The organism is Flavobacterium ammonificans (assembly GCF_020886115.1).
Lineage (GTDB): Bacteria > Bacteroidota > Bacteroidia > Flavobacteriales > Flavobacteriaceae > Flavobacterium > Flavobacterium ammonificans.
Genome location: NZ_AP025185.1, coordinates 636,073 through 660,989, shown reverse-complemented (window position 1 = coordinate 660,989; position 24,917 = coordinate 636,073). Strand labels below are relative to the sequence as shown.

27 protein-coding genes are annotated in these 24,917 nt (G+C 35.0%); 23 read left to right on the top strand and 4 right to left on the bottom strand.

What is annotated here, in order from left to right:
• The first annotated feature begins 2 nt into the window (after positions 1 to 2).
• The 20 genes from LPC20_RS02810 (at position 3) to LPC20_RS02715 (ending at position 19,567) form a co-directional block, all read left to right on the top strand.
• Positions 3 to 662 carry a hypothetical protein gene (locus LPC20_RS02810; RefSeq protein ID WP_229326292.1) on the top strand — a complete coding sequence of 220 codons (660 nt, stop codon included), beginning with the start codon at positions 3 to 5 and terminating at the stop codon, positions 660 to 662.
• Between the two features lie 2 nt (positions 663 to 664).
• Positions 665 to 1,369 carry a hypothetical protein gene (locus LPC20_RS02805; protein ID WP_229326289.1) on the top strand — a complete coding sequence of 235 codons (705 nt, stop codon included), beginning with the start codon at positions 665 to 667 and terminating at the stop codon, positions 1,367 to 1,369.
• A 50-nt stretch (positions 1,370 to 1,419) separates the two neighbouring features.
• Positions 1,420 to 2,886 (top strand): DUF5687 family protein, encoded by a 1,467-nt coding sequence (locus LPC20_RS02800; protein WP_229326287.1) that lies wholly within the window; start codon positions 1,420 to 1,422, stop codon positions 2,884 to 2,886.
• A 73-nt stretch (positions 2,887 to 2,959) separates the two neighbouring features.
• Positions 2,960 to 3,655, top strand: a complete 696-nt coding sequence (locus LPC20_RS02795) for an ABC transporter ATP-binding protein (RefSeq protein WP_229326285.1) — start codon at positions 2,960 to 2,962, stop codon at positions 3,653 to 3,655.
• An 87-nt stretch (positions 3,656 to 3,742) separates the two neighbouring features.
• Positions 3,743 to 6,340, top strand: coding sequence for a type IX secretion system periplasmic lipoprotein PorW/SprE (gene porW, locus LPC20_RS02790; protein ID WP_229326283.1), 2,598 nt, complete (start codon positions 3,743 to 3,745; stop codon positions 6,338 to 6,340).
• Between the two features lie 3 nt (positions 6,341 to 6,343).
• Positions 6,344 to 6,724 carry a bactofilin family protein gene (locus LPC20_RS02785; protein ID WP_229326281.1) on the top strand — a complete coding sequence of 127 codons (381 nt, stop codon included), beginning with the start codon at positions 6,344 to 6,346 and terminating at the stop codon, positions 6,722 to 6,724.
• Entirely contained in the window at positions 6,714 to 6,935 is a 222-nt protein-coding gene (locus tag LPC20_RS02780) for an AtpZ/AtpI family protein (protein WP_229326280.1), read from the top strand. Before LPC20_RS02785 ends, LPC20_RS02780 begins: the two co-directional genes overlap by 11 nt.
• A gap of 527 nt (positions 6,936 to 7,462) precedes the next feature.
• Positions 7,463 to 8,566, top strand: coding sequence for a F0F1 ATP synthase subunit A (gene atpB / locus LPC20_RS02775; protein WP_229326277.1), 1,104 nt, complete (start codon positions 7,463 to 7,465; stop codon positions 8,564 to 8,566).
• 96 nt (positions 8,567 to 8,662) lie between these two features.
• A complete protein-coding gene (atpE, locus tag LPC20_RS02770; RefSeq protein WP_008255642.1) occupies positions 8,663 to 8,854 on the top strand; it encodes an ATP synthase F0 subunit C in 192 nt (63 codons plus the stop codon).
• A gap of 117 nt (positions 8,855 to 8,971) precedes the next feature.
• Positions 8,972 to 9,472: a F0F1 ATP synthase subunit B gene (locus LPC20_RS02765; protein WP_229326275.1), complete on the top strand. Its 501-nt coding sequence runs from the start codon at positions 8,972 to 8,974 to the stop codon at positions 9,470 to 9,472.
• Between the two features lie 2 nt (positions 9,473 to 9,474).
• Entirely contained in the window at positions 9,475 to 10,008 is a 534-nt protein-coding gene (atpH, locus tag LPC20_RS02760) for an ATP synthase F1 subunit delta (RefSeq protein WP_229326273.1), read from the top strand.
• A 36-nt stretch (positions 10,009 to 10,044) separates the two neighbouring features.
• A complete protein-coding gene (gene atpA, locus LPC20_RS02755) occupies positions 10,045 to 11,622 on the top strand; it encodes a F0F1 ATP synthase subunit alpha (protein ID WP_229326271.1) in 1,578 nt (525 codons plus the stop codon).
• A gap of 75 nt (positions 11,623 to 11,697) precedes the next feature.
• The gene (gene atpG, locus LPC20_RS02750) at positions 11,698 to 12,558 is read left to right on the top strand and encodes an ATP synthase F1 subunit gamma (RefSeq protein WP_229326269.1); all 861 of its coding nucleotides are present in this window, start codon (positions 11,698 to 11,700) and stop codon (positions 12,556 to 12,558) included.
• An 80-nt stretch (positions 12,559 to 12,638) separates the two neighbouring features.
• Complete coding sequence (locus tag LPC20_RS02745; protein ID WP_229326267.1) at positions 12,639 to 13,079, top strand: GNAT family N-acetyltransferase; 441 nt, start codon at positions 12,639 to 12,641, stop codon at positions 13,077 to 13,079.
• A gap of 89 nt (positions 13,080 to 13,168) precedes the next feature.
• Positions 13,169 to 14,632: a lipopolysaccharide biosynthesis protein gene (locus LPC20_RS02740; protein ID WP_229326265.1), complete on the top strand. Its 1,464-nt coding sequence runs from the start codon at positions 13,169 to 13,171 to the stop codon at positions 14,630 to 14,632.
• 1 nt (position 14,633) lies between these two features.
• On the top strand, positions 14,634 to 15,068 hold the full coding sequence (gene dut / locus LPC20_RS02735) for a dUTP diphosphatase (protein ID WP_229326263.1): 435 nt from the start codon (positions 14,634 to 14,636) through the stop codon (positions 15,066 to 15,068).
• A gap of 110 nt (positions 15,069 to 15,178) precedes the next feature.
• Positions 15,179 to 16,189 (top strand): sugar phosphate nucleotidyltransferase, encoded by a 1,011-nt coding sequence (locus tag LPC20_RS02730; protein ID WP_229326261.1) that lies wholly within the window; start codon positions 15,179 to 15,181, stop codon positions 16,187 to 16,189.
• A 7-nt stretch (positions 16,190 to 16,196) separates the two neighbouring features.
• Positions 16,197 to 17,396, top strand: a complete 1,200-nt coding sequence (locus LPC20_RS02725) for a tetratricopeptide repeat protein (protein WP_229326259.1) — start codon at positions 16,197 to 16,199, stop codon at positions 17,394 to 17,396.
• Positions 17,393 to 18,172: a lipoprotein insertase outer membrane protein LolB1 gene (lolB1, locus tag LPC20_RS02720; RefSeq protein WP_229326257.1), complete on the top strand. Its 780-nt coding sequence runs from the start codon at positions 17,393 to 17,395 to the stop codon at positions 18,170 to 18,172. Before LPC20_RS02725 ends, lolB1 begins: the two co-directional genes overlap by 4 nt.
• A 21-nt stretch (positions 18,173 to 18,193) precedes the next feature.
• Positions 18,194 to 19,567, top strand: a complete 1,374-nt coding sequence (locus LPC20_RS02715) for a murein hydrolase activator EnvC family protein (protein WP_229326255.1) — start codon at positions 18,194 to 18,196, stop codon at positions 19,565 to 19,567.
• A gap of 65 nt (positions 19,568 to 19,632) precedes the next feature.
• On the opposite strand, the gene LPC20_RS02710 is transcribed toward LPC20_RS02715, so the two are convergent.
• Both LPC20_RS02710 and LPC20_RS02705 read right to left on the bottom strand, forming a co-directional pair.
• Positions 19,633 to 19,842 (bottom strand): helix-turn-helix domain-containing protein, encoded by a 210-nt coding sequence (locus LPC20_RS02710; protein ID WP_229326254.1) that lies wholly within the window; start codon positions 19,840 to 19,842, stop codon positions 19,633 to 19,635.
• A gap of 3 nt (positions 19,843 to 19,845) precedes the next feature.
• Complete coding sequence (locus LPC20_RS02705) at positions 19,846 to 20,382, bottom strand: DUF2975 domain-containing protein (protein ID WP_229326252.1); 537 nt, start codon at positions 20,380 to 20,382, stop codon at positions 19,846 to 19,848.
• Between the two features lie 200 nt (positions 20,383 to 20,582).
• Here LPC20_RS02705 and LPC20_RS02700 point away from each other — a divergent pair, with 200 nt between their 5' ends.
• The gene (locus tag LPC20_RS02700) at positions 20,583 to 21,332 is read left to right on the top strand and encodes a lysophospholipid acyltransferase family protein (RefSeq protein ID WP_229327120.1); all 750 of its coding nucleotides are present in this window, start codon (positions 20,583 to 20,585) and stop codon (positions 21,330 to 21,332) included.
• 54 nt (positions 21,333 to 21,386) lie between these two features.
• On the opposite strand, the gene recA is transcribed toward LPC20_RS02700, so the two are convergent.
• Together recA and LPC20_RS02690 are read right to left on the bottom strand one after the other, a co-directional pair.
• Complete coding sequence (gene recA, locus LPC20_RS02695) at positions 21,387 to 22,394, bottom strand: recombinase RecA (protein WP_229326250.1); 1,008 nt, start codon at positions 22,392 to 22,394, stop codon at positions 21,387 to 21,389.
• A 182-nt stretch (positions 22,395 to 22,576) separates the two neighbouring features.
• Positions 22,577 to 23,779, bottom strand: a complete 1,203-nt coding sequence (locus tag LPC20_RS02690; protein WP_229326248.1) for a helix-turn-helix domain-containing protein — start codon at positions 23,777 to 23,779, stop codon at positions 22,577 to 22,579.
• Positions 23,780 to 23,953: 174 nt separating this feature from the next.
• On the opposite strand from LPC20_RS02690, the gene LPC20_RS02685 reads away from it, so the two are divergent.
• Positions 23,954 to 24,439 (top strand): T9SS type A sorting domain-containing protein, encoded by a 486-nt coding sequence (locus LPC20_RS02685; RefSeq protein ID WP_229326246.1) that lies wholly within the window; start codon positions 23,954 to 23,956, stop codon positions 24,437 to 24,439.
• A gap of 8 nt (positions 24,440 to 24,447) precedes the next feature.
• Complete coding sequence (locus LPC20_RS02680; protein WP_229326244.1) at positions 24,448 to 24,900, top strand: hypothetical protein; 453 nt, start codon at positions 24,448 to 24,450, stop codon at positions 24,898 to 24,900.
• The last annotated feature ends 17 nt before the right edge of the window (positions 24,901 to 24,917 follow it).

The following is a 24,917-nucleotide window of genomic DNA, read 5'->3' as shown; positions in this document are numbered from 1 at the left end:
TCATGAAACTTAGCCCCTCACAAATAGAACACGTTTTCAATTATATCCAATCCTTCGACATTAAATGGTATGAACTTCAAGTGGAGTTGACAGATCATTTTGTTTCGATTATGGAAAACATTTGGAACGAGCATCCTGAACTGTCATTTCATCAAGTGAAACATAGAGCTGAGCAAAGTTTTGGCAGAAATTATTTTAAGGAAGTTGAAAAAGAAAGGAAAATGATTTTGCAAAAAGAATTCAATAGACAAATGCGAAAAATGGTTGCAGAGTTTTTAAAATTCCCAAAAATCATAGGTAGTGTTTTATTAGGGATTTTAATTTATCAAGGTTCTTTTTATTTCGATAATCCATCTAAATATATAACGGGACTTTTCGCATCATTATATTTACTTACAATACCAATATTTTACAGCTGGTTTAAAAACCGAAAAATTAATGGAGAACGTTTTTTAGCGGTAGATATTTCCTTTGGTTTAGCATCAGGAGGCCCTTTGTTAGGAAACTTAGGAATATTCCTTAAAGACGAAGTTAATGAAAATCCAAGCTTAATTATACCACTTATCTGTCTTTGGGTTGTGCTATTTTTATTTTGTATCACAGGAATACATTTAACTAATAAAGTTGTTTCCAACATTAAAAACCAATACAGACTAAACTAATCATGAAACTCAACCCCTCACAAATCGACCGATTATACACATTTACCCGTCAACATTATGTGGAATATTATGATTTACAAACTGAATTAGTAGATCATTTAGCTCATGCTATTGAGGCTGAATTGGAACAAAATCCGCAATTTTATTTTGAGGAAGTGTTGAACAAAGAGTTTAAAAAATTCGGTGTTTTTGGTTTTATGGATGTAGTAGAAAAACGCCAAATCGCTTTAGGTAAAAAATACAATCGTTTGGTTTTAAAACATTTTAAAGAATTTTTTACAATCCCTAAAATTATACTAACTGCTTCTTTGGTATTAGGGTTGTTCTTGTATTTACGAATTGAATATTGGGAGTATTTCTTTCCAGCTTCAATGTTGCTATTGTTGATTGGGATTCTTCCAGTTGCGATTATAAAAAATAGAAAAAGGAAACAGCACCAACAAAAAACAGGAAGAACATGGCTGTTTGAGAAGATGATTTTTAACTATGGTAGCGGAATTTCTTTGGTTTTTTTACCAATTCAATTTTTTAATTTTCTCGATCCAATTATATTTAAAACGCACATTCCAACAGATGTGATTCTATTTCTCCTCAGTTTTTTCACGGTTTCAATTTATTTAATTATTTATATTGTAATTATTACTATTCCAAAAAAAGCCGAAGAATATCTGAAACAAACCTATCCCGAATATGAATTTGCAAATTAATTGGTAACTTTTTATTATTTTTAACTACTTATTCACCAAATCTACACCTAATGAAGTTTATTCTACATTTTCTCTCGCTGGAATGGAAATCGTTTTCCCGTTCCGCTTCTTTTGGAACTAATCTCGCCATCAAGATTTTAATGGCCATTGTAGCGTTATTGTATTCTTTCGCTTTGCTTTCGATGGGTATTGGGTTGTATTATGGTCTAAAAGAAAATCATTTAGATCCTTTAGTTCAAATCAATACCTTCTTGATTTACTATTTTCTCTTCGATTTAACGCTGCGTTTTTTATGGCAAAAAATCCCCGTAATGAACATTCGCCCCATGTTAATTTTGCCTATTAAAAAAAGTACGATTGTTCATTTTTCTCTTGGAAAAACGGCTTTGTCTTATTTTAATTGGATGCACGCTTTTTTCTTTCTTCCTTTCTCCGTAGTGTTGTTCATAGAAAACCATCCAATAGAGAGTGTTATTTCTTGGCATTTAGCGATGTTTTCGATAGTGTACATTAACAATTTCATCAATGTATTATTTAGCAACAAAGACAATTTGTTTGGAATTTTACTAGCAATTGTAGTTGTTTTAGGCGGATTACAACATTACGGCTATTTCAACATTACAGATTATTCGGCACCCTTTTTTGAAGGACTATTTCACAGTCCGGGATTATTTTTAGTTCCACTTTTAGTGCTTATAGGATTATATAAAATCACTTATGATTTCTTTAAAAAGCAATTGTATCTCGATGCAGGTCTAGCCACTAAATCAGCGATTGCAAAAACAGAAAATTTTACTTGGCTGAATCAGTTTGGAACCTTAGGCACATTTTTGAAAAACGACATCAAATTAATTAAAAGAAACAAGCGCTCCAAAACCACGGTAGGAATGAGCATTTTGTTTTTGTTTTACGGTTTTATTTTTTTTAATAACCCTTCTCAGCCACAATTCATGCAAATTTTTGCAGGCATTTTTGTCACAGGTGGCTTTTTGTTCACTTTTGGTCAGTTTGTGCCAAGTTGGGACAGTCAATACTACCCATTAATGATGACCCAAAACATTTCATATAAGAACTATTTGACTTCAAAATGGTGGTTAATTGTGATTGCAACAGTAATTTCTACCGTAATATCTTCCTTTTATATCTACCTCGGTTGGGAGATCTATTTGATTATTTTGGCGGGTGCTATTTATAATATTGGCATCAATTCACATTTAGTTTTGTACGCTGGCGCTTACACCAAAACCCCAATTGATCTAACTTCGAGTAAAGGGGCTTTTGGGGATAAAAAAGCGTTTAATTTACACACGACATTAATTTCTTTACCAAAGATTGTCTTACCCGTTTTGCTGTATGCATTAGGCAAATACATGGAAGGGCCCAATACAGGTTTAGCTCTTGTGGCAGGAGCGGGATTAATTGGTTTTGCAATACGCGATCGGGTTTTTTCACAAATTGAAAAAGTCTATAAAGTAGAGAAATACAAAACCATTCAAGCCTACAAACAAAACAATTAACATTCAGTTTCCGGTTAGCAGCAATATACATTTTCTAACCCCATAAACTTTAACCTCATAACCTTAATTCACTATGATCCAAGTCAATCAACTTTCAAAAAAATACAACGGGACTACCGTTTTACAAATCGATAATTTAAGCATTCCAAAAGGACAAAGTTTTGGACTAGTAGGCAATAATGGCGCAGGGAAAACCACTTTTTTTAGCTTGCTTTTGGATTTAATCCAACCTACAACTGGCGAAATCATCAATAATGAAATTCCGGTACATACTAGCGAAAATTGGAAATCCTTTACCGCCTCTTTCTTAGACGAAAGTTTCTTAATTGGCTACTTAACTCCCGAAGAATATTTTTATTTCATTGGTGATTTACGCGGTCAAAACAAAGCCGATGTAGATGCGTTATTAGCAAAACACGAAGAGTTTTTCAATGGTGAAATTTTGAACAATAAAAAGTATTTGCGCGATTTATCCAAAGGGAATCAAAAGAAAGTCGGCATTATTGCTACTCTAATTGGTAATCCGGAAGTGGTAGTTTTAGATGAGCCGTTTGCTAATTTAGATCCTACTACAGTCAATCGTTTGAAAAAAATCATCAAAGAACTAAGCGAAAATCCGCAAGTGACGATTTTGGTTTCGAGTCACGACTTGCAACATACGGTGGAAGTGTGCGATAGAATTGTGGCATTAAATAAAGGCGAAGTAGTAAAAGACATTGTAACATCAGCAGAAACGCTTCAAGAGCTTGAGGCCTTTTTTGCGGTTTAAGTTTCCATATTTCAAAAAGAAACGTAATTTTACCTTTCTGTATACTAAATCAGTAGTATAGAAGTTAAAGTTATAAACCGGTTCCAATTGAAAATTAACAAATCATATCCTTTTTTTATTTTTTTCACCATTCTTTTTTTAGTGGCTTGTTCTACTAAAAAAGACACTTTCATTTCCAGGAATTATCATGCATTAACGACTAAGTATAATGTGTTGTATAATGGTGGAATCGGCTATGATAAAGGATTGGTTGGAATTAACGAGAAAAGCAAAAACAATTTCTGGAAACGATTACCCGTGGAAAAAATGGAGTTGTCTGACGGCTCAACTTTTGACACTACTAGGAATGCTAATTTTGATTTGGCTGAAAAAAAAGCCACAAAAGGGATTCAAAAACATTCTATGAATATTGGCGGAAAAGAAAGAAATAGCCAAACAGACGAAGCTTATCTTATGTTAGGAAAGGCGAGGTATTATGAGCAGCGCTTTATCCCCGCTTTGGACGCATTTAATTACATTCTTTATAAATATCCCGGTAGCGATAAAATTTATGAAGCTAAAATTTGGCGCGAAAAAACCAATATGCGTCTAGGAAATGACGCTTTAGTAATTAAAAATCTTTCGAAATTGTTGAAGGATTTTAAATTAAAAAATCAATATGTCGCTGATGCTAATGCTGTTTTAGCAGAAGCCTTCTTGAATTTAGAAGAAAAAGACAGTGCGGTTTCCAAATTAAAAATAGCACAAGGGCTAACCAACCGTAACACTCAAAAAGCACGATATCGATTTATTTTAGGACAGCTATATGAAGAATTAGGTAAAAGAGACAGTGCACTTCTTTGTTACCAATCCGTAATTGATATGCATCGAAAAGCCGATAGAGATTATGTGATTCAAGCCTACGCTAAAAAAGCGCAGTTGTTTGATTTTCAAAAGGGCAACAAAGAACAAATAGAAAAAATGTTTGCTAAACTTTTGGAAAACCGAGAAAACCGACCTTTTCTAGACCTGATTTACCACCAAATCGGATTGTATTACGAAAAAAGTAATACTGCAGAATTAGCATTAAAAAACTACAATCTCTCTTTGAAAAAAGCAAAAGACAACAGCTATTTAGCCGCTTCTAATTATAGAAATCTAGGCAATATGTATTTCAAAAGCGCTGATTTTCCTTTGGCGGCAAAATACTATGATAGTACATTGGTGAAATTAGAAAAGAATACTAGAGAGTTTCTCCAAATTGAAAAAACCAGAAAAAATTTAGACGACGTAATTAAGTATGACGCACTTGCTCAACAAAACGATAGTATTTTAAAAGTCGTAGCTTTTTCTGATTTGGAACGCATAACGTTTTTTGGTAATCACATAGAAAAACTCAAAAAAGCGGAAGAGAAGAAACAATTAATGGCGAAGAGGCAACAAGAAGCTATGGCTAGCATAGAAAATGCAGGTTCTGCTCCAATGGGCAATCAAAAAGGGCTTTTAAAATCGCCTTCTTCGAGTCCTTTGATTACTTCAAAATCGCAAGCAACTTCAACAAACACCTTCTATTTTTACAACCCCACCACAGTTTCCTACGGTCAGTTAGAATTTAAAAAGAATTGGGGCAGCAGAAGCGCTAAAGGCTATTGGAGAATGAGTGCCAATACTAAAGAGATTTTAATTTCGCCATCCAGCGAAAGCGAATTAATTGAGGGATCCACCACAGCAAAAGCGCCTCAACCAACCGACAAATTTGAAATAAAGTATTATTTAGCTCAATTGCCTACTGAAAAAAGAGAACTGGACAGCATTAATCAAGAACGAAATTTTGCCTACTTGCAGTTGGGACTTATTTATAAAGAGAAATTTAAAGAATATGCTTTGGCAACAGCCAAACTAGAAAGCGTTTTAAAACAAAATCCGGAGGAAAAACTAGTTTTACCAACAATGTACAACCTCTATAAAATCTATTTAATTACAGACTTAGATAAAGCATCGGAGATGAAAAGTCAAATTGTTGCTCAGTTTCCTTCTTCGCGGTATGCGCAAATTATAAACAATTCTGACACGGATGGTTTAAAGTTAGACACTCCTGAAAAAACGTACAGTCAGTTGTATCAAGAATTTAAAGAAGGGCAGTTTGTGTCGGTTTTAGAAAAAATAAATACGGCAATTATTCAGTTTTCAGGAGATGAAATTGAGCCGAAATTGGAATTGTTACGAGCCAATACAGAAGCTAAATTATTTGGAATTGAAGCGTATAAAAAAACACTAGAAGCAATTGCAGCTCAATATCCCAACACTGACGAAGGAAGACAAGCCAAAGAGATTGTTAACGATCAGATTCCCGTATTGGAAAAAATGGAGTTTACCACGAATGCTAAAAGTTGGAAAATACTATTTAAAGCGGGTTTAAGAACAGATCCAATTACTATTGAAATTGAAGATAAAATTAAAAAATTCATCGCCGAAGAAAAAATAGAAAAACGATCGTATTCCTATGATGTTTATACTGACAAAGAAAACTTTGTAGTAATTCACAACATAAAATCCGAGGCTTATGCAGCGGATGTTATAAAGTATATGAAAACGAACAAGCAATATACAATTAGCCAAGACGCAATTATTATTTCGAGTGATAATTATAAAGTGGTTCAAATTAAAAAAAACCTAGAAAGCTATTTAGCCTCAAAAAAGCAGTAAATTATGTTTGACAAAAAAACCAAATCCTACACCGACCTTTTAGGGAAAACCAACCGAATTGTAGAAGGAACAAGAATTAAAGGCAATATTTATTCGGTTGCCGACTTTAGACTAGACGGAGAATTAACCGGAAATTTCCAAACAGAAGGTAAAATTGTTATTGGTCCTGCCGGAATAGTTGTGGGAGATATTGTATGTAAAAGTGCCGATATTGAGGGTCGATTTAGCGGGAAAATCCAAGTAGAAGAACTACTCAATGTTAAAGCAACAGCGGCCATTTATGGCGAAGTTACCGTTGGTAAATTAGCGGTTGAACCTGGCGCTGATTTTTCGGCTACTTGTACCATGACAACAAAAACAACTACTCACCCAAATGGAGAATAAGTTTCCGACTAAAAAAAACAAGTGGTTAGTTTTAATTACTATTCCTGCTCAAATGGGAATCACTATTTTTCTATTTTCTTTTTTAGGAGAATGGCTGGACAACAACTACCCTAATGATTGGGTATATTATCATAAAGTTCTTTTGATTATAGGCGTTTTTCTGGCCATGTACAACACCATTAGATTAGTAAATCAAGTTAACAAACAATAAGACCAGACCCTAATGAAGCTTGTAAATAAAACACTATTCTTGGTTTTAATCCCGTTAACAGTTTTGTTTTATCTTGTTCATTTACAAGTACTACATTTTATAAGCGTCAAGCCTTCCACGTTCTATTACTCGCTTGAATTAGAGTATTGCTGTTTTGCATTAGCATCCGCTTTAATTGTTTTTGTTTTACAAAAAATTAAGCAAAAAAACTTTGACACCGTTGGGCTTATTTTTCTATCGATAACCTCAATTAAAATGATTGCCTGTTTTTTTGCAGTTCGTCCAATTTTACAATTGGAAAGTCCGACCGCTTCAATAGAAAAAATTAATTTTTTTGTGATTTTTATTCTTTTTTTAGCAATAGAAACCGCAATAACTATTAATTTATTGAATGAAAAGAAGGAATTTTAAAAAACGATTTTAAATATCCCTAAAAATAAATTTTTATATTCTTTTGAATATTAATAAAAAATGTACCTTTGCACCTAAATTTTAGAAACCTAAATAAACTAAGATATTTAACTGTTATGGTGATTTCAAACAAACCACTTCAATTCCTATTTATAGCTTTAGTCGCAATGCTTCCTTTGGCAGGTTTTGCTAACTCAACTGAAGAAAAAGAGGCAACTCCAACAGCAAGCACAGATGTTAAATCTGAAATAAAAGAGTTTATTAATCATCACTTATTAGATTCACATTCTTTTTATTTTAATGCAGATAAAGAAACAGGAGAACACAATGGTTTTTCTTTGCCAATTATTCTTTGGGATAACGGTTTGCAAGTTTTTTCTTCTGGCGAATTTCATCATGGCCCAGTAGCTGATGTTGCAGAGCATAACGGGAACTTCTATAAATTACACCACGAAAAAATATACAAAACAGATGCTTCAGGAAAACTAACTGAAGAACACGGTCACCCAACGAATGTTAAACCATTGGATTTATCTATTACTAAAAGTGTAGTTGGAATTTTATTCGTGTCTATTTTAATGTTTGTATTATTTAGAGGATTAGCAAAATCATACGCTAAAAATGGCGGAATTGCATCTGGAGCAGGTCGTTTCTTTGAGCCTTTAGTTTTATACGTAAGAGACGAAATTGCGATTCCAAACATTGGAGAAAAAGCATATAAAAAATACATGAGCTACTTGCTTACGATCTTTTTCTTTGTGTTTTTCTTGAATATTTTAGGATTAACACCACTAGGATTTAACGTAACTGGAAATATCGCAATCACTGCTTCTTTAGCATTAATGACGTATTTGATTACTACTTTTTCTGCTAACAAAAATTATTGGGGACACATTTTCTGGATGCCAGGAGTGCCTACACCAATGAAATTTATTTTGGCACCAATTGAATTGTTGGGGACAGTTATTAAACCATTTTCATTAATGATTCGTTTGTATGCTAATATATTGGCAGGACACGTTGTATTAATGAGTATTATTGGTTTGATGTTTATTTTTAAAAGCTGGATTGGAAGCACCTTGTCATTTGGATTGGCATTTGCACTTTCTATCCTTGAAATATTAGTAGCGTTTTTACAAGCGTATATTTTCACGATGTTGTCTGCTTTGTATTTTGGTGCAGGAAATGAAGAGCACCACCACGAGGAGGCGCATCACTAATTAAGTTTAATGGTTGATTGTTTAATAGTTTAACCTCATAAACAACTAACCTAGTTAAACCATAAATAAGAATGTTTAATTTTTAATATATATATTATGCAAATTCCAACTATTGTAGGAGCAGGATTAATTGTTATCGGAGCAGGTTTAGGTATTGGTAAAATTGGTGGTTCAGCAATGGACGCTATTGCTCGTCAACCAGAAGCTTCAGGAAAAATCCAAACAGCTATGCTTATTGCAGCTGCACTTATTGAAGGTATTGGTTTCGCTGCGTTATTCGCTGCTTAATTAAAACACAAAACAGTAGTTACAACGGTTGGTTGTAACTATTGTTTTTAAAAATTAAAACAGATTCAATTGCTACAAGCAATTAAAAAAAAGTTTACAATTTTATAATTACATATAATGGAGAAGTTAATTAATGATTTTTCGTTTGGTTTATTTATTTGGCAAGTAGTCATTTTTGTCGGATTAATATTCTTATTAAAAAAATTCGCTTGGAAGCCTATTTTAGATGCGGTTAACGAAAGAGAACAAGGTATTAAAAATGCTTTGGAATCAGCTGAAAACGCACGTAACGAAATGCAAAATTTACAAGCAGATAACCAACGTATTCTTCAAGAAGCAAGAGCTGAACGCGACGCCATGTTAAAAGACGCTCGTGAAATGAAAGAGAAAATGGTAGCTGACGCTAAAAGTGAAGCACAAGAGCAAGGTCAAAAAATGATTGACCAAGCTAAAGCAGCTATCGAAAGCGAAAAGAATGCAGCTATGGCTGATTTGAAAGCACAAGTTGCTACCTTGTCATTAAGTATTGCAGAAAAAGTATTGAAAGACGAATTGTCTAACAAAGAATCTCAAACTAAATTAGTGGAGAAAATGTTAGGTGACGTAAAACTGAACTAATTATGGCAGGTACAAGAGCAGCAATTCGTTATGCAAAAGCAATCTTAGACATCTCTAATTCAAAAGGGGTGGCAGATGTTGTGAATAACGATATGAAATTGATTGCTTCTACAATCAACGCAAACGAAGAGTTAAACACTTTCATTCAAAGCCCGACTACTTCAGTTGAGGTAAAAGAAAAAGCGTTGTTGGAAGTTTTTTCAGGAGTAAATGCAGTAACTCAAGGATTGTTTCATTTGTTGTTTGAAAACAAACGATTTGAAATCCTAGAAGCAATTGCTTTGGAATACAATAAATTGTCTGATGAGATGAACGGAATTGAAGTAGCCAAAGTAACTACAGCTATTGCAATGGACGCAGCTTTAGAAGCTAAAGTTTTAGCCAAAATCGCTACGCTATCAGATAAGAAAATCACAATTGAAAATACGATAGATGCTTCCATCATTGGAGGGTTTATTTTAAGAATAGGCGACAAGCAATACAATGCTTCTGTTGCTAATAGATTACAAGTATTAAAAAGAGAGTTTAGTAATTAGTTATTACACATAAAAGTGTTTAAATTATAAAGTAAGATGGCGGAAATCAAACCTGCTGAAATTTCAGCAATATTAAGAAAGCAAGTAGAAGGTTTTGAATCTGGTGCTACACTAGAAGAAGTAGGAACAGTACTTAATGTTGGAGATGGTATTGCTCGTGTGTACGGGCTATCTAATGTTCAATACGGAGAATTAGTTGAATTCGAAAATGGTCTTGAGGCTATTGTATTGAACTTAGAAGAAGACAATGTTGGGGTAGTACTTTTGGGTGCTTCAACAGGAATCAAAGAAGGTTCAATCGTTAAAAGAACACAACGTATTGCTTCTCTTAAAGTAGGAGAGCAAATGTTAGGACGTGTTGTAAACACACTAGGTCAACCAATTGATGGTAAAGGACCAATCGGTGGGGAATTATACGAAATGCCTTTGGAAAGAAAAGCGCCAGGAGTTGTATTCCGTCAACCAGTAACTGAACCATTACAAACAGGAGTAAAAGCAGTTGATGCGATGATTCCAGTTGGTCGTGGACAACGTGAGTTGGTTATTGGTGACCGTCAAACAGGAAAATCAACTGTTTGTATCGACACGATCTTAAATCAAAAAGAATTTTACGATGCAGGAAAACCTGTATTTTGTATCTATGTTGCTATTGGACAAAAAGCTTCTACAGTTGCAGGTATTGCAAAAATGTTAGAAGAAAAAGGAGCTATGGCGTATACGATTATCGTAGCAGCTAACGCTTCTGATCCAGCTCCAATGCAAGTATATGCTCCAATGGCAGGTGCTGCAATTGGGGAGTATTTCAGAGACTCTGGACGTCCAGCTTTGATTGTTTATGATGATTTATCTAAACAAGCGGTGGCGTATCGTGAGGTGTCTCTTTTATTAAGAAGACCACCAGGACGTGAAGCATATCCTGGAGACGTTTTCTACTTACACTCTCGTTTATTAGAGCGTGCTTGTAAGGTGATTGCTGATGATGATATTGCAAAAAATATGAACGACTTACCAGATTCTTTAAAAGGAATTGTAAAAGGAGGAGGTTCATTAACTGCTTTACCAATTATCGAAACACAAGCGGGTGACGTTTCTGCATACATCCCAACTAACGTAATTTCGATTACAGACGGTCAAATTTTCTTGGATGGAGATTTGTTCAACTCTGGAGTTCGTCCTGCAATTAACGTAGGTATCTCGGTATCTCGTGTTGGAGGTAATGCACAAATCAAATCAATGAAAAAAGTATCAGGTACTTTAAAATTAGACCAAGCGCAATTCCGTGAATTGGAAGCGTTTGCTAAATTTGGTTCTGACTTAGATGCGGTTACTTTAAACGTAATTGAAAAAGGAAAAAGAAACGTTGAAATCTTGAAACAAGGTTTGAACGAACCTTATACTGTTGAAGATCAAGTAGCTATTATCTACGCTGGTTCTAAAAACTTATTGAGAAATGTTCCTGTAAACAAAGTAAAAGAATTTGAGAAAGATTTCTTAGAATTCTTGAACAACAAACACAGAGACACTCTTGATGCTTTGAAAGCAGGTAAATTAGATGACAACATTACTGATGTTATCGAAAAAGTAGCAAAAGAAGTTTCAGCGAAGTATAATTAATCAATATAACAATATGTCAATGTGTGAATGACAGTCATTTGCACATTGATAAATTGATAAATTTTCATATTTAGAATGGCAAACTTAAAGGAAATCCGTAATAGAATTACTTCCATTTCATCTACGATGCAAATCACATCGGCAATGAAAATGGTTTCTGCTGCAAAGCTTAAGAAAGCACAAGATGCGATTACAGCGATGCGCCCTTATGCCGAAAAATTAACGGAATTATTACAAAACCTCTCTGCTACCTTAGATGGTGATGTTGGGGGTGATTACACAGCGCAACGCGAAATCAAAAAAGTATTAGTTGTAGCTATCACTTCTAACAGAGGGTTGTGTGGTGCTTTTAATACAAACGTAATTAAAGAAGTTAAAAATCGTTCTGATTATTACGCAGGAAAACAAGTAGATGTTTTTGCAATTGGTAAAAAAGGAAATGATATTTTGAGCAAAACATTAACGGTTATTGATAATCAAAGCGCCATTTTTGACGATTTGACTTTTGATAATGTAGCTCAAATTGCAGAGGTATTAACCCAAAAATTTGTGGCTGGAGAATACGACCGTATCGAATTGGTGTACAACCAATTTAAAAATGCGGCGACTCAAATTATTCAAACAGAACAGTTTTTGCCTTTGGCTCCAATTCAATCAGACCTACCTGTTTCAACAGGAGATTATATTTTTGAACCTTCTAAAGAAGAAATTGTATTGACTTTGATTCCGAAATCATTGAAAACACAATTGTACAAAGGAATTAGAGATTCGTTTGCTTCTGAACACGGAGCGCGTATGACGGCTATGCATAAAGCAACTGACAACGCAACGGAATTAAGAGATCAATTGAAATTAACCTACAACAAAGCGCGTCAAGCAGCAATTACTAACGAAATTTTAGAGATTGTTGGTGGTGCTGAAGCGTTGAACGGATAATATTAGTTTGAAATATATCATGAGAGCCTCGCATTGCGGGGCTCTTTTTTTTGAGTATTTTTATAAAAAAAATTTACAACTTGGAAATTAGAGAACTTACAACTTTAGAAGAGATGTTAGCTCAATTTGAGCTTATGAAGCATTTGTACAGCAATAACTTTACTATAGAAAAATACGAAGCCTATTTGACCGAAATGCTTCCTCATAACTATATTCAAATCGCTGTATTTGAAGGCGAAGAATGTATTGGACTTTCGGGTCTATGGTCCGGAATTAAACTGTGGTCAGGCCGCTATTTTGAGATTGATAATTTTATAGTCCATCCAGATCATCGTTCTAAAGGTGCAGGAAAATTTATGACCGATTATATCAATGCAAAAGCTGAAGAAGCCGGTTGCACTATGATTGTATTAGATGCCTTTACAGGGAATTTTACGGCACACCGTTTTTATTATAACCAAGGCTATTATCCAAGAGGATTTCACTTTATTAAGACCTTGAACGAAGCCGGATTGTCTTAAAAAAGCTGTTAACAAAACCAATTTCAAAACCCGAATTAAACCAAAGAATTCGTTATTTTTGTTTTTATCAAAACCTAAACCAGACCAACTTGGGATTATATAAAAGTCTTTTCAAACAAACCGCAATCTATGGATTAGCAACGGTTTTACCGCGAATGCTGAGTTTTTTACTTGTGCGTTTGTACACCGGAATCTTGCCTACAGGTGAGTATGGAGAAGTTTCTATTGTGCTTTCATGGATGGTTTTTTTCAACGTGGTATTGTCGTACGGAATGGAAACGGCTTTTTTCCGATTCTATAATTCGGAGACCGATAAAGAAAATGTGATTGCTACTTCGACCATTTCTATTTTTTGGTCCTCCATTATTTTTATTTTTGGGGCTTTAATTTTCAGAGGCACTTTAGCTTCATTGGCTAATGTTGATGTGCAGTATATTACTTATGCTATTTGGATTTTGGTGTTAGATGCCTTAGTGATTGTGCCTTTTTCGAAGTTGCGCGCCAACCAAAAACCGATGTTGTATGCGGTTATAAAAATTGGAAATGTAGCCGTTAATTTGGCATTGAACCTTTTCTTCTTATTGCTTTTACCAAAAATTGCCGCTTCAAGTCCTAATTCATTTATTGGGAATTTGTATGTTGCCAATTATGAGATAGGTTATATTTTCGTTTCTAATTTAGCAGCAAGCTTATTAACTTTAGTTGTGTTATCACCCAATTATCTTTTCTTAACGCGAAAATTTGATGTGGCACTTTGGAAAAAGATGATGCGTTACGGATTGCCTATTTTGGTTGCTGGAATTGCCTTTGCAGTCAATGAACATTTCGATAAAATTCTGTTGGGATATTGGTTGCCAGAAAGCGTTGCTAAGTCGGAAGTTGGAGCCTATTCAGCTTGTTATAAACTAGGATTGTTTATGGTGTTGTTTGCCACAGCATTCCGATTGGGAATTGAACCCTTCTTTTTCAGTCATTCTAAAAATGAAAACGCGCCACAAACCTACGCCATGATTACCAAATATTTTGTGATTTTTGGTTCTTTGATTTTGTTGGGTGTAATCGTTTTTGCCGATGTATTGAAGTTTTTGCTTTTGGATGACAAATCCTATTGGGAAGCCATGAAAGTGGTGCCGTTGATTATTTTGGCTAATTTCTTTTTAGGGATTTACAACAATCTTTCGGTTTGGTATAAACTAACTGACAGAACTAAAATGGGCGCCTATATTTCGATTGTAGGAGCTGTTTTGACTTTGGTGCTGAATTACCTTTTAATTCCAAAATTCAGCTATTACGGCTCAGCTATCGCAACCATTGTGGCGTATGGAAGCATGATGTTAATTTCTTATGTATTGGGAAATCGGTATTATCCAATTCCGTATGATATGGAAAAGATTGGCGGCTATTTGGGCTTGTCGATTGTATTCTCTGCTATTTCTTTTTACGGATTCCGAGAGAACTATTTTATAGGAATCTCTTTATTGTTGGTATTTGTATATTTTGTATACCACAACGAAAAAGCAACCATACTCTCTATTATTAAACGAAAAAAATAAAATGACTATAAAAATCATCAATAAGTCGCAACATCCGTTGCCTAATTACGAAACGATTGCTTCGGCTGGAATGGATTTAAGAGCCGATTTAGACGCTCCCATCACCTTAGCTCCTTTGGGGCGAGTTATTGTAAAAACAGGCTTGTTTATTGAGTTGCCGATTGGTTACGAAGCTCAGGTTCGTCCAAGAAGTGGCTTGGCTATCAAAAAAGGAATTACAGTACTCAATTCGCCAGGAACAGTCGATGCCGATTACAGAGGAGAAATAGGAGTGATATTAGTAAATCTATCCAATGAGGATTTTGTAATTGAAAACGGCGAACGCATTGCTCAATTAATCATTGCCAAGCACGAACGTGCCGAATGGATTGAAGTTCAGGAACTGTCTGAAACCTTTAGAGGCGAAGGCGGATTTGGTAGTACTGGGGTGAAGTAAGCCCCCTAACCCCCATAGGGGGAACAGAAAAATTCGACAAAAAACAATTAATTTTTAAAATCCTATTTACCCCTAATAGGAATTCCCCCTTCGGGGGTTAGGGGGCTAACATGAAAATAATAGTACCAATGGCAGGACGAGGTTCTCGTCTTCGCCCACACACATTGACCATTCCTAAACCGTTAATTCCTGTTGCTGGAAAACCAATAGTTCACCGTTTGGTGGAAGATATTGCGGGGGTGTTGAACCAAGAGATTGAAGAAATTGCTTTTATTATCCACGAAAGTTTTGGTAAGCAAGTTGAAGCCGATTTGATTGCTATTGCTGAAAAATTAGGTACTAAAGGAACGATATATTACCAAAATGAAGCTTTGGGAACAGGTCACGCCATTATGTGTGCCAAAGATTCTTTGAGCGGCCCAGCGGTTATTGCTTATGCGGACACCTTAATTCGTGCCGATTTTGATTTGGATCAAAATGCCGATAGCGTGATTTGGGTAAAACAAGTAGATCAACCAGAAGCCTTTGGTGTAATAAACTTGAACGAAGCCAATGAAATCGTCGAATTGGTTGAAAAACCAAAAGAATTTGTTTCCGATTTAGCCGTAATTGGAATTTACTATTTCAAAGATGTGGCGGTGTTGAAAAATGAATTGCAATTGGTGTTAGACAATAATATCATTCACGGAGGTGAATACCAAATCAACGACGGAATCAAACAAATGATGGCGAAAGGCATGAAATTTGTTCCAGGAGAAGTGGCTGAGTGGATGGATTGCGGTAACAAAGATGTAACGGTAGAAACCAATTCTAGAATGTTAGGATTTTTGCACAATGACGGAGAACATTTGGTAGATTATGGAGTAAAATCGGAGAATTCTACGATTATTCCGCCTTGTTATATTGGTGAAGATGTGGTGTTGATTAACGCTACTGTTGGACCTAATGTGTCTTTAGGGAAAGGATGTCACGTTGTTAATAGCACGATTAAAAACAGTTTGGTACAAACGCATTCGCATATTAAAAATGCCAATTTAGACAATGCGATGATTGGAAATCACGCGAGTTTTGACGGGAATTTTACCAGCATCAGCATCGGAGATTATTCAGTTTTAGAATAAAAACAATATGAACACAAAGACGATAGTACTTTTCTGTATCACTCTGTTTCTTCCGCTTTCGGGATGGACGCAAACAGAACCTGAAGAAATTGCTATGGTCTCGGATGAATTTCAGGATTCCTTTTACGAATCCTTGTTGCAAAAAGGAATTGAGAATTACGACAAAGCGATTGTGGCTTTGGAGAAATGTTTGGTGAGCCAACCCAATAATGCGACAGTTCATTTTGAATTAGGCAAAAACTATTTGGCTTTAAAGCAATACGAAAACGCGTATCAAGCGTTTCTAAAAGCATCCCAAATTGAGCCGAAAAACAAATGGTTTTGGACAGGAATCTATGACTTGAGTTTTCAAACGAAGAATTACGAACGTGCGATGACTGCGGTACAACAACTGATTTTGTTTGACGAGCGTAATAAAGACGATTTGATTCCGTTGTATATGGCAACCAATCAATTAGAAAAAGCATTGACTTTGATAGGGGAGATGAATGCTAAATACGGTAAGTCACAAGAGCGCACGCAGTTTAAAAATCAAATTCTTTTGGCGACCAAAAATCAATCTTCGGACTGGAAAGAGTTGTCTGATTTTAAGAATTATTTGGATGCCAATGACGGAAACCAAGCGGTTCAAACGATGAATAGTATTTTGGCAAACGCCCAGATTCCTAATGCTGTTAAGCACCGGGTGGTCAATGAATTTTTGATTTTTGCATATACTAATCCGCAATATGAAGGCGCTTTGGAAAATGCAATTTCAGTTTTCGATTCAGATAAAGAAGTCAACGTTGCACAAGCTATTGGGAAGTTCTATCAAAATAAAAACAATTCAGAGAAAGCGATTCGTTTTTATGAATTGGCACTTCAAAAAGAAGTTGGAATAGTGGAAACTAATTTGCTTTTGCTTCAAGCCTATACAACGGCTAAACAGTTTCAAAAACTAGCAAAGAAAGCAGAAGAAGGAACGGAATTGTATCCTTCTCAGGCGTATTTTTATTTTTATTTTGGCTTAGCCAACAATCAAATGCGCCAATTTAATAAAGCGAAGGAAGCATTAGAAACCGGTTTGGATTTTGTAATAGACGATTTGGATTTGGAAATCAATTTTAATTTGCAATTGGCGGAAGCCTATAATGGTTTGGGCGACTTTAAGAAAAAAGACAGCTTTTTTGCGAAAGCAAATCAATTAATACAGCAGAAAAAGAAATGAGAAAGGTCATACTATTGGTGTTTTTAACGTTGTTGGCGTCTTGTAAAACTAAACAAGCTGCCGTGACAACAGTGCCTGAAGTTACTTCAACTAAAGAAGTTTCGGCAGAGGATATTATAGCCAATCATTATAACAACATAACCAACTTTGAGACTGTTTATATCAAATCGAATGTGCGTTTTTCAGATGAAAAGCAAACACAAAACGTAACGGCAGAAATTAAAATTAAGAAAGACGAGCAAATTTTAGTTAGCATTCGCTTCTTAGGAATCACAATGGCGAAAGCCTTAATTACCCCCTCATCTGTAAGTTATTACGAAAAAATGAACGGAACCTATTTTGAAGGCGATTTCAGTGGTTTAACACAATGGTTGGGAACCGATTTGGATTTTTCTAAAATTCAGAATATGTTGTTAGGCCAAGCATTTGATAATTTACAACAAGGAAAATACGCTTTAGCCAAAGTGGATCAAGGGTATGAATTGACTGATTTGCAAGCAGGAAAGACCTTGAAATCTTTCATTTTGGATCAAGAGAATTTCAGAATACAAGGACAGGCTATTGCTCAGCCAGAGCAAGATAGAATGATTAATGTGAGCTATGCCAACCAGACTAGTTTTAATGAAGGAACGCTTCCTTTATCCGTTTTAATCCATGCTTTACAAGCCAAAGAAAAAACAGAAATTAGTTTAAATTACACCACAGTTACTTTTAACGAAGCACTTTCTTACCCGTATAGTATTCCAAATGGCTATAAAAGAATTTTAATTAAGTAAATTTGCAAAAAACCTTCTATCATGTCAAAATTTCTCCTCAGTTTATTTTTTGTTTGCGCTACTTCATTAGTTTGGAGCCAAGACTCGCAACAAGAGAAGTTAGAACAACGAAAAGCTCAAATTCAGCAAGAAATTAAAGAGAATGAAAGACTCTTGCAATCCGTTAAGAAAAAAGAAAAATCAGCGGTGAGTGTCATGGCTATTCAAGAGAAAAAAATAGCGCTGAAAGAGAACTTGATCAAGACCACAGAAAAACAAGCGAAGTTGTTGAGTAACGATATGTACATCAATCAGGTGGAAATCAACAAGCTTAAGAAAGAACTCAAGGTACTTAAAGAAGATTATGCTAAAATGATTGTTAAGTCGTATAAAAGCCGTTCAGAAGAGAGCAGGGCGATGTTTTTATTATCGTCTAAAAATTTCCAACAAGCTTACAAACGCTTGCAATACATGAAACAATATACTAGTTTCAGAAAAATCCAGGGCGAGGAAATTAATGTGAAGTCAAAAGAACTATCGGTCTACAATCAAAAACTAGAAGTTCAGAAAACGGCTAAACAAAAATTAATCGAGGAGAAAGAAAAAGAGCGTTTGTCTTTAGAGCAAGAAAAGAAAGAACAAGAAAAAATAGTTAATTCAATTAAGAAAGACAAGAATAAGATTGCAAACGACATCAAGAAAAAACAACAAGAAGCGCGCAATATTGATAAGCAAATAGACCGTTTGATTCGTCAAGCTATTGCTGAAGCTAATAGAAAGGCTGCTGCTGAGCGTGCAAAACAAAAAGCTGCCGCTACTGCTGCAGCCAAAGAAAAGAAAGCAGCTGCTGCTGCCGCTGCAAAAGAATTAGCGAATGCTAACAAAAGCGGCAAAACCATCAAAACGGTGGCTAAAGCTGTAGTGGAAGAAGAACCGGAAGAAGAAGCTAAGAAACCAATTTCGTCTACAAAAATTGACTTAACACCCGAAGCAAAAATTGTAGCCGATAACTTTAGAGCTAACAAAGGAAGATTGCCATATCCTGTAGAACGAGGCAAAATTACTTTAGGGTTTGGAAATCAAGCACATCCAGTATACAAATCGCTTATGGTACATAATAGTGGTGTGGAAATCACCACCGATCAAGGTGCTACTGCAAGAGCCGTTTTTGATGGCGTAGTAACTAGTGTTTTTGATTTAACAAAAGTAACTAAGGCAGTAATGATTCAGCACGGCGATTATTTTACTGTGTATCAAAACTTAAGCTCAGTAAATGTGAGTACTGGAGATAAAGTAACTAGAAAACAAGCTTTAGGGCGCATTCGTTCCAATGGAGAAACAGGTAAAACAGTGCTTAAATTCTTGATATATCAAAACACTTCGTACATTAATCCTGCGGGTTGGTTGTCGAATTAATAAATAAAAAAAGCACTACGAGAGTAGTGCTTTTTTGATATAAATAATCTTTATAAGGCACGTTATTACTTGTCAGCGGTATATTCTAAAATGTCACCTGGTTGACAGTCTAAAGCGGCGCAAATAGCGGCTAAGGTGCTGAACCGAATCGCTTTTGCTTTTCCAGTTTTTAAGATGGAAAGATTGGCCAAAGTCAGTTCTACTTTTTCTGACAATTCGTTTAATGATATTTTGCGTTTTGCCATCATTACATCTAAGTTTACGATAATTGCCATCCTTTAAATTGTTAGGTCGTTTTCTTGTTGTAATTCAATCCCTCTTTTGAATATTTGTGATATGACATACACAATGGCCGCCATCATTAAAAATGCCGCGGTATCGTTCCAATACGCACTTGTATCACTTAGTTCGTATCCCTTTTGAATCAGTCTTTTAGCGTATTGTTTCGTAATTATACTCAGCATTGCTATTGAAAAAGCTTCGTAACTAATTTTTTCTATGATTTTGGCAATTTCGACGCTAAATGGAGCAACGATGTTTAATTGAGTAAATAGTTTTACCACCAAATAAAACAAGTAGGATTTCATAAATGCTAAAATAACGATACAACTCATTATTCCCACAAAGTGAGGAAATTCTTTTTCATATAATACAGAAAGATCTAATCCGTTGTAAACATTTTGTGTTGCTAGGGGTTGGAATAAGGTAAAAACAAAATTAAAGAGTAGCGCACCCGCTTCAATACAAAGTCCGATAAAAATGATCCAAGAAGCAATATGTAAGCCTTTTAAAACAGTAGTATTGTTTTTTTTCATAATTAGTAAATTTTAAATTATACCAACAAAGATATAAATTTATTGATAATCAATAAATATTTATTGTAAAAATCATCATTTTAAAAAAATGTGGCTTTGGAATAAAAACAACTCTCTGTATAATGATAGAAATAAAACGGAATTACAATGAATTCAATTATATTTTCAAAATGCAGTTCCATTTCATACATTTGGCAACTATGAGAGGAATTAAAATGCTATTTTGGTTGCTGTGGCGCATATGGTTTTACATCATGATCGCCTTTCCTATATTGGTGATGTTGCCATTATTGTTATTGTCAATAGTATCAGAGCGCGGCTATAACTATTTTTTTGCATTAGCAAGAATTTGGGGCAAGTTCATATTGTTTAGCATGGGTTTTTATTATAAAGTGGAAACCATCGAGAAGCTAGTACCCAACAAAAGCTATATGATTGTGGCCAATCATACTTCGATGACCGATATTATGTTGATGTTGGCCGTAGTAGATCGTCCTTTTGTGTTTGTAGGAAAAAAAGAATTGGCTTCAATTCCGTTGTTTGGATTTTTTTACAAGAGAACCTGCATTTTAGTAGATAGAAATAATGCCGAAAGCAGAAGAGCGGTATATGAAAGTGCACAAAAAAGATTGAATAGAGGATTGAGTGTTTGTATTTTTCCAGAAGGGGGAGTTCCTTATGACGAGTCGATTGTACTGGACAAATTTAAAGATGGTGCTTTCCGATTAGCCATTGAACATCAAATCCCGATTGTTCCTATTTCTTTTGGCGACAACAAAAAACGATTGTCCTATACTTTTTTTAGCGGAAGTCCCGGATTAATGAGGGTAAAAATCCACTCACACATAGAGACAAAAGGTAAAACCCTAGACGACAGAAAAGCGATTAAAGATGAAGTTTATCAAATTATTTACAACCAATTAGTAACTTTTGATAATACAATAGCATAAAAAAACCGCAAGTAATTCAAGTACTTGCGGTTTTTTGTGTGTGTGGAAGAAAATTTACTCAGCCGCTAATTCTTTGATTTGCGATTTGATTTTTTCTTCTAATTCATCAGCTAATTCTGGGTTGTCTTTGATTAAGGCTTTAACTGCATCACGTCCTTGACCTAATTTAGTATCACCATAACTGAACCACGAACCTGATTTTTTGATGATTTCAAATTCAACAGCCAAATCTAAGATTTCACCTGTTTTAGACACCCCTTCGCCATACATAATGTCAAATTCAGCAGTTCTAAATGGTGGTGCCACTTTGTTTTTTACCACTTTCACTTTGGTTCTATTTCCAATTACGTTTTCGCCATCTTTAATTTGAGACGAACGACGAATATCCAAACGAACTGAAGCATAGAACTTTAATGCGTTTCCACCCGTTGTAGTTTCTGGATTACCAAACATTACTCCGATTTTCTCTCTCAACTGGTTGATAAAGAAAACAGTACAGTGTGTTTTACTAATTGTACCAGTTAATTTACGTAGTGCTTGTGACATCAAACGCGCGTGAAGACCCATTTTAGAATCTCCCATTTCGCCTTCAATTTCGCTTTTTGGAGTCAAGGCTGCAACCGAGTCAATAACCACAATATCAATAGCTCCAGAACGAATCAAGTTTTCAGCAATTTCTAATGCTTGTTCCCCATTATCAGGCTGTGAAATAATTAAGTTTTCAATATCAACTCCTAATTTCTCTGCATAGTTTCTATCAAAAGCATGTTCTGCATCAATAAAAGCAGCAATTCCACCAGCTTTTTGCGCTTCGGCAATAGCGTGCAATGTCAAAGTTGTTTTACCAGATGATTCTGGTCCGTAGATTTCGATGATTCTGCCTTTTGGATAACCACCAACACCTAATGCTAAATCGACACCAAGCGATCCAGAAGAAATGACTTCTACTTCTTCAACGGCTTTATCGCCCATTTTCATTACAGTTCCTTTTCCGTAGGTTTTGTCTAGCTTATCCAGCGTAAGTTGTAACGCTTTTAACTTGGCTTCTTTCTCTGAACTCATTTTTTATGTATCTATTTGGTTATCAATTAAGGGAATAGAAGGGATTGGTTTCCCTAATTTGTTTTCGTAAAAATAGTTTTTTTTTCTGAAGTTACAAGAGATGCAATTTGCATTTTTTAGTACTTCTTTAAAAATAAGGAGGCTAGAAATGTAAAATAGAAATGGAAATGAAAAAAAGGCGGTTATTGAACAAAACTCACTCCTTTTTTCTTTTGATTTTCTATATATTCGGAGGGAGTAACGCCAGTCAAATCTTTAAAGGTTGTATAAAAATTGGAGCGTGTTTTAAAGCCTGATTTTTCGCCAATAGCTTCTATAGTTAACACTTCTTTGGAATTACTTTCCAACAAATCAATTGCGTATTGTACGCGTAGTTCCGATTTTAACTTTGGGAATCGGGTGTTTAGTATTTCATGAATACAGTAACTCACGTGGTTTTGAGGTATTTTCAAGGCAAAACTAATATCACTTATCGAGAAGCTCGGGTCTACAAATGGTTTCTCTGTTTTAATATATTCCAGAATTTGTTGCGCTATTTCTGCAAAAGGTTCGTTTGTAGCGGTATCCTTTTCCCATTTGTAATTGATTTGATTTTCATTGTTTTCAAACGGCCTTCTGTTTTTTAAACGTCTTGGAATTCCATATAAAATGGTAGGGAATAAGAGTAGAAAAAATGAAATTGAACAAAAAGTCAACCCCATAACAAGGTATAGAGGATAGGATTTTTCTAAACCTATGCTCGGTTTTGAACTTAAAGAGGATACAGTGATATAAAGAAAACCTAGTGTAAGTAATATAACCGTAGTGAGTAAAATTACAATCCATCTGTAACTGAAAGCCAATTGTTTTTTTGGAATGTCTTTGTCTTCTGTTTTTACTTTGTAATTGGTCCAAACCAAATAACAACTTACTATGGCGTAAATTAATAAGTGAATCGGTCTAGTGAGAAAGCTCGTGCCTGCGCTATACCAATAGTTTACATTAATTTTAGTCAGCACGTCTATATCGAGAATAATGGAGTTTGCAATTTTAATTTTTTCTTCAAACGGTAGAATTAGATAAGGAATTAATCCAATGCCGTGAATAAGCGCAGGTATAAAATGAAGCAAGTCTTTTTTAGTTAATGAAGAAGTGTCGTTAATTACACCTCGCACATAAAAATACAACAGCGGACCAAGAAGCAACATTAATGCGGTAAAGTGGTTGTAAAAAATCGCAATCCAAAATGCCGATTGACTGTAAAGAATTAAATAATGGGTAATGCCATAGATGGCTGTAATTTGTAAAAAAAAAGATAAATACACGGCGGTTTTATTTCCGCTCCAATTGTTTTTTAAAACAACGAAAGATAAAAATAGCGTAAACAGAGAAACAGTTAAAAGCATGACGTGGGGATAAGGAAAACAAATATAATCAATTAAAAACAAATAAACTTGTCCTGTTTTTTTGTTTTTAGGACATATTTCTGTCAAAACGAATAGATTTTGTCTGCCAAAGCCAATAAATTTGCGGGTTATTCAGCAAAAAAACCTATTTTATTGATAAAGTATTTCTAAAAAATGAGTGTCATGCGATTTTTATTTTTATTTTTTTTCACAGGAGTAGCCTTTGGCCAACAGTTACATCGTCAAATGTTGTCCGCTCAAGGTAAGGTTGCCACTACATCCAAGGGTATTGTGGTGAGCCAAACATTTGCTCAACAATCCACCATTGGAACCTCGGTAAACGGAAAGATGATCGTTAGCCAAGGTTTTCAGCAGAGTAAATCCTCTTCGGCGGCTCCCATAAAGCCAATAGAAAATAAAACCACGGTTTTTCCAAATCCAATTACCGATCAAGTAAATTTTAAAATGGATCATCCCGTTCCGGGCAAAATCTCTTTTTCATTATTTGATATTCACGGACGTCTTTTGGAACACCAAGAAAAAGAAGCACCAAATCAAGTACTTACCATCAACAACCTGATGCTTGCCGCAGGCGAATATTTTGTCAAATTGGAAGGCACCAATTATTCCTTCGGAACCGCAATTCTTAAATCTAAATAACTTAAAAAATGAAAAAAATTGTACCCCACATCCTTTTTTTTCTCATCAGTTTTTCAATCTACTCTCAAGGCGTTTTTTTCAACACGGAAAAAAACTTCAGTACTTTCTCGTACAAAAATCGTTCTGCCTTTACAGAGAAATTGGACATTAACGGTGTTGGTGACGCCTATGAATTTGAGTATACTGACGTTTTGAAATACAAAAATTTCAAAGATTTAAAATACAGCGGTAGTGTCACTATCAACGATTTCAATGCTATTGCCGAAACCTCTCTCAACACACTAGAGTGGAAAACCACCTATTTGGGAATTCAAAGTACCGTTGACTATCAATTTTATGATTCTTATTTCTTTTTCTTGAGCGCAAGAGCCGGTTTAAATATGTCTACTATTCTTCGAGGAAAACAAACAGTGAACAATACAAGCTGTGATTTAACAGTTAACAAAGAGTTTTCGGTTTGAGATTATTTGTTATATAA